The organism is Arthrobacter sp. 05N33_2, assembly GCF_056397425.1.
The window spans coordinates 1-8,542 of record NZ_JBFTNJ010000098.1 but is presented as its reverse complement, the minus strand read 5'-3'; the positions used below and the strand labels follow the sequence as shown (position 1 = coordinate 8,542).

Below are 8,542 nucleotides of genomic sequence, written 5' to 3'. Positions count from 1 at the left end.
GGGCGCCGGGGACCGCGCCGACGCTGCTGCCGCGGTAGACCATCTCGGCGTTGAGCCTGCTGTTCCTGATCTGTTCGACCGGACGGCCGGGCATCCCACAGCATTCCGGATCGCTGCAGTCTGCGTTGCGCCAGAACTCAGTACCGATAATCCAGGCGTCCCTCACGGGCAATCCGGCTGCCTCAAGGGCAAGCTCGAGTTCTTTGAGCAGGTCCGCCCACGCATGGCCGTCGCCGGCGCTGTCCGTCTGCGTGTTGGCGCCGGCCTCAGCGTCAGTGAAGAAGGCCAGCAGCGAACCGTCAGCCGCGTCGTCCGCCTGCAGATAGGCCACGACATTCCGGGCAAAACCGGCCAGCATGTCCCTCCGGCCTGAGCCGCCTCCGGGCACGGGGAGGTCGACCCGCAAGGTGGCTCCGAGGCGTTTGCCCTGCAAGGTCATGGCCACGAGGCTGTCTTCCGGCCAGTAACCGAGGGAGTGCGGGATGAAGCCCAGAATGTCTTCGGGGCCGGTAATTCTCAGGTGATCGGGAGCTGTCATAAGTCCAGCTTCGCGGCGGCTGCGTCCCCGGCGACAGTACCGGGTTGCGGTATGTGGATAACCGCGACGAAGTCGGAACCACTATGGCGGAACCAGCGCCAACGGGCGGTGTCCTCCCCCCGCCCCCCGAATGCTGACAGGACGCCGGCCTTTCGCCAAACCGCACTAAACCGCACTATTTCGATGCAGTGGCCTCCACCGTTGCCGCGTTCGAGTCCGCGGCGCGGCGAATCTCTTTGACCTTCGCGATCTGCGGGGCGAGTTCCTGCATGCGGGTTGTCAGGTATTTGTCCAGGACTTTGTCCAGGGCAGCGTGGAACCCGGTCTTGTCCCGGCAGACGGCGTCGGTCACGGCGATTCTGAACTCTTCCTGGCCGCCCGCAGTTTTACCGGCATCGGCGGCCTGCCCCGGGTTAGAAAACGAGGCGTAAGGGGTTTCCTTCATGCAGGCCGCCCATTCAGCGACTGCTTTGGTAATGCCCGAGTCGCCGGAGGCGGACAGGGCGGCCGGGAAAAACCAGTTGGAGGCGATGCCGGTGGCGAGCATGTAGTTTTCCGCGCTGCCGTAGATCTGTGTCATGGCTTCGCCGCGGCATCCGCCGGAGGACGTTCCCATACCGCCCACCGTGGCCTTTGACGCGGTGTCCTCAGGCCCGGTGAGTGCCTTGGTGAAGGCTGGATTGGCGAAGAGTTTGCCGTCTGCGGACCCGGGAGCCGGCTCACGGGATCCTTGTGGTCGGGTGCTGGCGTAGCCGCTGGCTTTGGCGGCGTCGACCGTGAGCCGTTTGAATCCGATGGCTCCGTTGAGGTCCATAGTCGTCTCGGCGGCGGGCGGTGTGTAGTCGAAGCCGGCCTTGGCCATGCAGCGGCGGACAGCCTCCTGCATGCCCTTTTCGGCTATCGGATCTGTTGAGGCGTAGGCCTCTGCCTGGCGGATGATCCCTGGGACGGGTTCCGGGGACGCGGTGACCGACGCGGCCGGGATGGCGGCCGCGGCCAGGGCGGCGCCGGTGCCTACGATCAGCACGGCAGCGCCGAAGATCTTCTTTTTCATGGTGGCTCCTTCGGTTGTTTTGGGCAAAGCGGTGGCTGTCCTTCCCGTATTGGGACGGCGTCGGAGGGTGGGGCGGTGCTGTTGTGAGGGCTAGTTGAGGACGTTGTTTTCGTAAGCGAAGGCGACGAGCTGGATGCGGTTCTTCAGCTTCAGTTTCGCCAGGATGCTGCCGACGTGGGATTTCACCGTGGCTTCGCTGAGTACCAGTGAGGCCGCGATTTCGGCGTTTCCCAGCCCTTTGGCGGTAAGGAGAAACACGTCGCGCTCCCTTCCGGACAGGTCTGCCAGCGCGGCGTCGTTCCCGGAAGAGGGCGTGGTGTAGTCGCGTAGCAGTTCGTTGGTGATGGCCGGAGCGATGACTGAGTGCCCCGAGTGAACCGTTCGGATGGCGGCCAGCAGGAAGTCCGGTGTGGTGTCTTTGGTCAGGAAACCGGCGGCGCCGGCCTGGATGGCTCGGACGACGGCTTCGTCATGCTGGATCGTGGTCAGCACGATGATTTTGGTGGCAGTTCCAGTGGACTTTTCCAGGATCGTCCTTGTGGCCGTGATGCCGTCCATGACAGGCATGCGGATGTCCATGAGGAGCACATCAGGGGAGGTCTCCTGCACGAGTTCGACGGCGGCCTCTCCGTTGACGGCTTCGCCGACAAGGTCCATGTCCGCCTGGCTGCGCAGAATCATTTTGAGCCCGGCGCTGAACAGCGGCTGGTCATCGGCCAGGGCAATCCGGATCGGTGTGGTCGTCATGGTTGTGCTCCCTCCAATGAGCGCAGGCGGGGCCCGTTGGAGGCGGCCGCTGCCTGCTGCCTAGGTCCGGCCGACGGGAGGAAGGCCAGTACTTCGAAGGTCTCTTCGCCGCGGACTGTTTCCACCCATCCGCCGGCGGCTGCGGCGCGGGCTTTCATTCCTGCTATCCCGCGGCCCGATGGGGTGGCCTTTGTCGTCGCGGCCGGGCTGGTGATCAGCGAGGAGTTGATGCGGAGCTCAAGGGATCCTGCCGTCCACACCAGGTGCAGGTGCGTACCCTGGCTCCGGTCTCCGTGCTTGAAGGCGTTTGTGAGGCTTTCCTGCGCCAGGCGGTAGACCGTTAGCTGCTGGGCGGCGGTCATGTCCCATGGCTGGCCCGTCGTTTCGATCGTGACCGCCATGCCGCTGGAGCTCAGACGGTCGGCAAGAATCACCAGGTCTTCAATTTTGTGAGTCGGTTGGTTGCTGAGCTCCGTGGAGAAGCCTTCGATGAGCCGGCGCGTTTCGACAAGGGCGGTCCTCGCCGATTCGGCGATGACCTTGGATGCTTCTTCCACGGTTTCCGGTTCTGTGCGGTGGATGAAGCGTATTCCGTCGGCCTGGGCCACGATGACTGTCAGTGAATGTGCCAGGACGTCGTGGAGCTCCCCGGCGATTCTGTTGCGTTCTTGTTCGATGGCGAGTTCGGTCGCGGTCTCCCGCAGCCGTGTTTCCGCCGCGAGCTGCGCCCTTCGGCTCCTCGAGGCGTTGTTTACTGCCACACCGACGGCCCAGGCGGCGAGGTTCAGGGCGGCGAAGGCTCCAAAGATCAGAAAGGCGTAGGTGAGGGTTCGCAGTAATCCCCTGCCGTAGATCGGGCTGGCGAAGATGATGTTGATCCAGGTCTGGTCGGTGAACCAGTTGACGGTGATGATGCCGGCAAATACGACAGCAGCAACGGGGGGGACCCACCGGTTCCGGGCTTTCCAGCCGATGACGGCGACAAAGATGACCACCGGAACGACAGCGTAGCTCAGCACGCCCGAGAGAAAGACCAACGGGAAAACCTTCAGGCTCTGCAGGGCCAAGGCGGCGAAAACCAGCCCCACGGCAGCGGCCGGCAGGACCTCGGCCACAGCGACGCCGGTCAGGAGCGCCAACAGAAGGGCGCTGTTCTGGTCGAAATGTCGCTMCTCCAGGATAAAGAGAGTCCCCAGAAGCAGCACGGACGTGGCCGGTGCCGCGAGGAGCCTCAGAGACTGGATCGGTTTGAACATGCCTTCACCCTAAGCTGGCGTCCACATCTCCAACGCTCGTTCTAAGTTAGTTCAACCCCGATAATGAACAACTTCAGCCATACGGATGACCGATCAGCCCGGCCCACCACATATTCAGGGCGTGCGGCGGCGCTCCGCGACCAGCCTGCGCTGCTCGGCCAGGGACTTGAGCAGCGGCGGAACCATGACTCCCTGGGCCGCCATTTGGCGCCGGACCTTCCGCCGGGTCACCACGATGGCTCCTGCTCCCCCGGCCAGCAGCAGGAACTGCACGCTCAGGGCCACGCGGAACGGATCCAGGCCGTAGAGCTCCCCCTGCGAGAACCCGGTGGCATGCAGGACGTCGAGCACCAGCCCGATTAGGTAAATGGACACGAGCGCGGCGATGAAGCCGCCCACGTTGACGATCCCGGTGGCGGTGCCGAGCCGGTGGGCCGGGTTGAAGGTCCGGGCGAAATCGAAGCCGATCATGGAACCGGGGCCGCCGACGGCGAGGGTCACCACGAGCACGGCCAAGAGCCAGAGCGGCGCTCGTCCCGGCACCAGCAGAACCGCCGCCCAGGCGGCAGCGGTGCATCCGGAAATGAGCAGCACCATGGTGGAGCGCCGCAGCGGATGCCGGGCAACGAATCTGCCCATCAGCGGTCCGGCGGCGATGGCGCCGGCGACGTACAGCGCCATGAGGGCCGAGACCGTGCCGCGGTCCAGCCCCTCGGCCGAAATCAGGAAAGGGTAGCCCCACGTCATGGCAAAAACCGTGCCACTGAACTGGACGGTGAAGTGGCTCCACAGCCCGAGCCGGGTCCCGGGTTGCCGCCAGGCGTGCGCCAGCGAAATGCCGGTGGCGCGCAGCCCCTGTGACTGTGCCGGTGCGGAGTGCCCGGGTGGAAGGTCCTGGAGCAGGATAAGCACCAGCACGACGGCGAGGCCGGACATCGCGGCGAGCGTCAGGAAGGCCGGGGTCCACCCCGCGGAGTGCAGGATCATGGCGAACGGCACCACGCTGAAGAGCTGGCCGAGCTGGCCGGACATGCCGGTCAGCTGCGTCAGGAGCGGGACGCGCCCCGGGGCGAACCAGAGCGGGATGAGCCGGATGACGGAAATAAACGTCATGGCGTCACCGGCGCCCACCAGGACGCGTCCCAGGACTCCGCCGGGTATGTTGTCGGCAAACGCCAGCTGAAGCTGGCCGAGTCCCATCAGGACACCACCGCCCGCCAGCATCGCGCGGGAGCCGAACCGGTCCACCAGAATCCCCACGGGAATCTGCAGCGCMGCATAAACCAGCAGCTGCAGCACGGTGAAGAAGGAGATCTCCGCGGCGCTGGCGTGGAAGCGTTCCGTTGCCTCCAGGCCGACCACACCGAAAGAGGTCCGTTGGCTGACCGCCACGAGATAGGCGAAGATCCCGACGATCCAGATCAGCCAGGCGCGGGGAGAGGTCACTCCCCCATTATGCCCGGTTCATGATAAATAGTATTTATTCGCCGGGTTCTTTGCGGGCCAGGTACGCCTCGACGGCGGCACCAAGGGCGTCGGCATTGGGGAGCTGGTCGTTCTCATCAGCCAGCAGCGACCTCCGGACCGTCCCCTCGGCCTTTTCGTCGTACCGGGTCTCCAGCCGTGAGACCACCTGCTGGACCTCCTCGGATGCCTCGATCTGCTCGGCTATCTGCCGGCCCACCTCGCGTCCCGCCTCGCGCAAACGATCGGTCGGCAGCATGAGCGACGTTGCCGCGCCCAGGTACTCGAGCCCGGCCACGGCGGCCGTGGGGTACTCGGCTTCGGCCAGGTAGTGCGGCACATGGATCACATAGCCGGCGATGTTCCGGCCGGCCTCCGTCAGCCGCAGCTCCAGGATGTGGCCCACCGCGGCTGGCACCTCCACCGTGGGCTTCCAGATCGAGATTCCCTCGATCAGCTCCGGCCGGTTGCCGTGCACGGTCACACCGACCGGCCGGGTGTGGGGCACGGGCATCGGGATCGAATGGATCCAGGTGACGAGGTTGACGTCGAGCTCTTCGACGAGGCCGACGACGGCGCGAGCGAAGCGCTCCCATTGCAGGTCCGGTTCGAACCCCGCGAGGAGCAGGAACGGGCTGCCCAGTCCGTCGACCAGCCGGTAGAGGGCCAGGCTCGGTGCCTGGTAGTCCTGCAGGTGGTCCTCGACGAAGCTGACCTGCGGGCGCCGGGACCTGTAGTCGATCAGCTGGTCGGCGTCGAACTCGGCGATCATCTCGGTATCGAGCGTGTCCAGCAGTTCAGCGGTGATCTGCCGGACCACGTGGCCCGCGTCGGCGAAGCCGGTGAACCCCATGACGAGGTTGAGTCCGCGCAGTTCGGTGCTGGAGAACAGCGCGTCATCACGGATATAGAGCGACTGGGGATCCAGCAAAGAGCCGGAAATCCGTTCAATCACGGCGTGTTCCTTTCACGAGGGCGGCGGTGGGAGAAGCGGGGCGCAATCCGCCATTCGGGCGGTGCCTGGCAGAACGGCCAGTCAGGCGGATCCTGCCGGCCAGTCCCATGGAGCACTCACCGCTCCGCAGCGTCTCTACCAATACAACGCCCCGGCGCCCGGGCTAATTCCTGCCCGGGGTGTGCTCCAGCTCTCATTCGATTGAATTTCCGCACGGTCGAGAGACTACGATCGGTGATGGCCCTAGGGCTTGTTTTGCAGACACCGGGTTGCGTCCCAGACCGACGGCGCCCCGGGATCCGTGGCAGGACGCCAAACATGCAGTTCCTGCCGAATATCACCGAGAACCATCACAGAGAATTGAGGACTGTCCTCGTGGTCAAGAATAGTGAAGTCAAACTTAGTGCAGTCGCAGGGGATTTGAAGAAGTCCCCCAGCGATGCCCTTGTCATCGGCGTCGGACAGGGTCCTGACGGCCCCGTTCTGCTCGACAATCCGCTGACGGCCAAGGCCGCGGAGGCCCTGGCGGAATCACTGAGCGTTCTTGGCATCACCGGCGCGGCGGACCAGGCTCACCGGCTGCCCGGCCTGCCCGAGGCGGGAGCGACCATCCTGCTGCTCGCCGGCGTCGGCAAGCTTTCGGCCACGCAGCCGCTCTCCGAGGAGGCACTGCGCCGCGCCGCCGGCTCGGCCGTCCGCCAGCTGGCCGGCGTCGCCACCGTCACCCTTGCCCYGCCCACGACCACCCTGGCCGAGGTCGCGGCGGTCGCCGAGGGCGCCGCGATGGGCGCCTACTCCTATACGGAGTTCCGGTCCTCCAAGGACGGGCTCAAAGATCCGGTGAAGAACGTCATCATCCGCACCGACTTCGCCACGGACAAGGCGCTGGCGCCTGTCCTGAACCGGGCATCCCTGATCGGCACGGCCGTGAACGCGACCCGCACGCTGGTCAACCAGCCGCCGAGCCACCTCTACCCCGAGTCCTTCGCCGATGCCGCCAAGGAACTGTCCAAGGGCCTGCCGGTGAAGGTGACCGTCTGGGACGAGAAGCGTCTTGAGAAGGAGGGCTTCGGCGGCATTCTCGGCGTCGGCAAGGGCTCCACCCGGCAGCCGCGCCTCGTAAAGGTCGAATACGCCCCGGCGAAGGCCACGGCCAAGATCGCCCTCGTGGGCAAGGGCATCACTTTTGACACGGGCGGCATCTCCATCAAGCCGGCCCTGGGCATGGGTGACATGAAGTCCGACATGGCGGGTGCCGCCGTCGTCCTCAACACCGTCCTGGCCCTCGCGGGCCTCGGGCTGCCCGTCAAGGCGACCGCGTGGCTCTGCATCGCCGAGAACATGCCCTCCGGCGCTGCACAGCGCCCGGCGGACGTTCTGACGATGTTCGGCGGCAAGACCGTCGAGGTCCTCAACACCGACGCCGAGGGTCGCCTGGTCATGGCCGATGGCATCGTCGCCGCCAGCCAGGAATTCCCGGATGCCATCATTGACGTCGCAACCCTCAYCGGCGCCCAGCTCATTGCTCTGGGCGACCGCACGGCCGGTGTGATGGGTTCCGACTCCCTTACCGGCGCCATCAAGACCGCCGCGGACCGGGCCGGCGAGCTCGTCTGGCCCATGCCGCTGCCGGAAGAACTCCGGGCCAGCCTCGACTCCCAGGTCGCCGACATCGCCAACATTGGCGAACGCCACGGCGGCATGATGACGGCGGCCGTCTTCCTGCGCGAGTTCGTTGGCAAGGGCAAGGACGGGGAACAGATCCCGTGGGCGCACATCGACATCGCCGGCCCGTCGTTTAATAACGGCAGCCCCTACGGCTACAACCACAAACAGGGCACGGGCTGCACCGTCCGCACCTTGGTGGCCTACGTCGAGGACATCCTCACCAAGACCGTCTAGCGCGCATCGCGGCTTTGTGGCCGGGGCGGCGATGCCTTCCCGGCCACAAAGGCGCGTGACACTGGACACAAGCGCTCCACAAACGCCATGGCAAGGTGGAGCATGTATTAGTGGTTCGCTAAGGTAAACCTTGTTTCCCAGAAGCAGACCCCAATGTAGTAGTCACAAATGAAAGGGAACCGGCCGGCTGGCACAATCACAGCAGACAGGTTCCAAGACCAGATGATGCGTACTCTCGTGTCATCGTTCACGCGAGGGAGCGTTTTAGTGGCCGATCAGGCAACTGCGCAAGAATTCGACATCCTGGTACTCGGCGGCGGCAGCGGCGGCTACGCCACCGCACTGCGTGCTGTCCAGCTTGGCCTCACCGTCGGCCTCATCGAAAAGGGCAAGCTCGGCGGCACCTGCCTGCACAACGGCTGTATCCCCACCAAGGCCCTGCTGCACTCGGCAGAGCTGGCGGACCACGCCCGCGACTCGGCCAAGTACGGCGTCAACGTGACCCTTGACAGCATCGACATCACGGCTGTCAACGCTTACAAGGACGGCATCATTGCCGGCAAGTTCAAGGGCCTGCAGGGTCTGATCAAGGGCAAGAAGGGCATCACCGTCATTGAGGGTGAAGG

The 8,542-nt window shown here is 65.2% G+C and carries 8 protein-coding genes; 2 read left to right on the top strand and 6 right to left on the bottom strand.

Annotated features, from left to right (window positions below):
- The 6 genes from AC1DHX_RS19645 to AC1DHX_RS19620 all read right to left on the bottom strand — a co-directional run.
- Nucleotides 1-538, bottom strand: a 538-nt coding sequence (locus AC1DHX_RS19645) for a DUF4192 family protein (protein ID WP_476900384.1), incomplete at its 3' end; no start/stop codon positions are given.
- A 175-nt stretch (nucleotides 539-713) separates the two neighbouring features.
- Nucleotides 714-1,592, bottom strand: coding sequence for a hypothetical protein (locus tag AC1DHX_RS19640; protein ID WP_476859820.1), 879 nt, complete (start codon nucleotides 1,590-1,592; stop codon nucleotides 714-716).
- 90 nt (nucleotides 1,593-1,682) lie between these two features.
- Nucleotides 1,683-2,339 (bottom strand): response regulator, encoded by a 657-nt coding sequence (locus AC1DHX_RS19635; RefSeq protein WP_476859821.1) that lies wholly within the window; start codon nucleotides 2,337-2,339, stop codon nucleotides 1,683-1,685.
- The gene (locus AC1DHX_RS19630; protein WP_476900383.1) at nucleotides 2,336-3,595 is read right to left on the bottom strand and encodes a sensor histidine kinase; all 1,260 of its coding nucleotides are present in this window, start codon (nucleotides 3,593-3,595) and stop codon (nucleotides 2,336-2,338) included. Before AC1DHX_RS19630 ends, AC1DHX_RS19635 begins: the two co-directional genes overlap by 4 nt.
- A 114-nt stretch (nucleotides 3,596-3,709) precedes the next feature.
- Nucleotides 3,710-5,041 carry an MFS transporter gene (locus AC1DHX_RS19625; RefSeq protein WP_476859823.1) on the bottom strand — a complete coding sequence of 444 codons (1,332 nt, stop codon included), beginning with the start codon at nucleotides 5,039-5,041 and terminating at the stop codon, nucleotides 3,710-3,712.
- A gap of 34 nt (nucleotides 5,042-5,075) precedes the next feature.
- Complete coding sequence (locus AC1DHX_RS19620; RefSeq protein ID WP_476859824.1) at nucleotides 5,076-6,014, bottom strand: proteasome assembly chaperone family protein; 939 nt, start codon at nucleotides 6,012-6,014, stop codon at nucleotides 5,076-5,078.
- A 375-nt stretch (nucleotides 6,015-6,389) separates the two neighbouring features.
- On the opposite strand from AC1DHX_RS19620, the gene AC1DHX_RS19615 reads away from it, so the two are divergent.
- Nucleotides 6,390-7,916: a leucyl aminopeptidase gene (locus AC1DHX_RS19615; protein WP_476900382.1), complete on the top strand. Its 1,527-nt coding sequence runs from the start codon at nucleotides 6,390-6,392 to the stop codon at nucleotides 7,914-7,916.
- A gap of 267 nt (nucleotides 7,917-8,183) precedes the next feature.
- On the top strand, nucleotides 8,184-8,542 hold a 359-nt coding region (locus AC1DHX_RS19610; protein WP_476900381.1), incomplete at its 3' end, for an FAD-dependent oxidoreductase.

What these genes read in the sequence shown, in the direction of transcription:
- AC1DHX_RS19640 (WP_476859820.1), bottom strand. Translation starts at nt 1,592, where the DNA reads ATGAAAAAGAAGATCTTCGGCGCTGCCGTGCTGATCGTAGGCACCGGC.
- AC1DHX_RS19635 (WP_476859821.1), bottom strand. Translation starts at nt 2,339, where the DNA reads ATGACGACCACACCGATCCGGATTGCCCTGGCCGATGACCAGCCGCTG.